Genomic DNA, 1,340 nt, shown 5'->3' with positions numbered 1-1,340 from the left:
GGTCTCCCAGCTTGCCGACCGCCTCGCCACCGCGATCACTGCCGGCGCCCCGTTCCGCCTGCCCGGTGGCGGCTCGGGCATCGAATCGGAGTACACGCTGCCCATGACACTCCCCGATGGCATCTACCCCAGAGGCGTGTACGGCAATGTGCTGGCCACGGGGCCCGGGGGTGCGACGTTGGTCGTCGAGACCAAAAATTTCTACCTGGGGCCGAATGACGAGTACTTCCGGACGGACGAGGACGCGCAGGCGGCGGGCGGCCGGCCGAACGACTCCGGGGAGATGGCCATTCCCGAGATAATTTTCGGGGTGATGGGGAACCTTCCGTCGGAGAGGCGCGGGAATCTGGACCAGGCGTTTTCGGCCTATGCGGACATCGAGAGGCGGCTGGAGTCGGTTCCCGGCCGGCCCGGCAGTGACCCCGCCCTTCCGCTCAGCAGGGTCTTCACACCCGGGCGGGGGTGGACTCTCACCCGCCTGGGGAGGGGGACCTTGATCGGGCCGCGGCCGATCGGGGATAACCCGGGCGCCCACGTGCACCACAATATAGGCGTCCCGCTCGGAGTGGTCCATCCGTTCCTGCGGCACGTGCGGGACCACACCTGGCGCGATGAATCCAGGGGTTACCTGACACGTAAGCACCTGGACGACGCCCTGCTGTTCGCATCAACGGTCGCATCCCGCTTCATCTACTGGAAAGCCACCGGCAGGTTTACCAACGATCTGGATATCGTAAGCCGGTTGGTCAATATCCCGGACCCGTCGGTAAAGTTGTTGCGGGACCACGTCACCCTGCTCTACGTGCACGGAGCGGCGCTCGCCAACGGCAATATATCCGAGGCGTTGCAGAAAGCGCATGCCGCCGTTCTGGTGCGGCAGGATCCAGCCACTATTCTGGCGCACATACCTCAGGATGCTAAAGATTTTCTCCGGTCTGACGCAGAGAACATCCTGGCGGCCTTCGAAAGGATGCTCCGCACCAGAATCCCAGATTTTGACAGAAGATATTACCGCCTATTGGGGAGTAACGACAACCGGCGTTTCTCCCTGCTCGACCTTCCCTTGGATATGGATCACACCCGCCGTACCAGGGATTTCCTGCTCAGTGGCCTGGTCGAAACACACCAGCCGCAGACAGGTCTGCAGCACGCCTTCACCATGACCGTCCTGCCGCACCTCGACACGAACATCGGCCGTACTCTCGCGATGGCTGTGCTGGAGGTGCGCTCCTACGGCGATCGACACGTCACCGCCCAGACGATGCAAACACATCACACGAGGCTCATCGAAGTCGTCCGCTCGCTCAACCAACGAGCCGAGCGGCTGCACAACCCCACCC

Annotated in this window: 1 protein-coding gene; it reads left to right on the top strand. The window is 63.2% G+C overall.

Translation table 11 applies throughout. The features are described from left to right. A partial coding sequence (locus tag ACGFU7_RS48170; protein ID WP_393705158.1) for a hypothetical protein occupies positions 1-1,340 on the top strand: 1,340 nt, incomplete at both ends.

This window comes from Streptomyces sp. NPDC048473 (assembly GCF_043200155.1).
Lineage (GTDB): Bacteria > Actinomycetota > Actinomycetes > Streptomycetales > Streptomycetaceae > Streptomyces.
The sequence above is the reverse complement of the archived record's forward strand: the minus strand, read 5'-3'. Positions and strand labels throughout refer to the sequence as shown.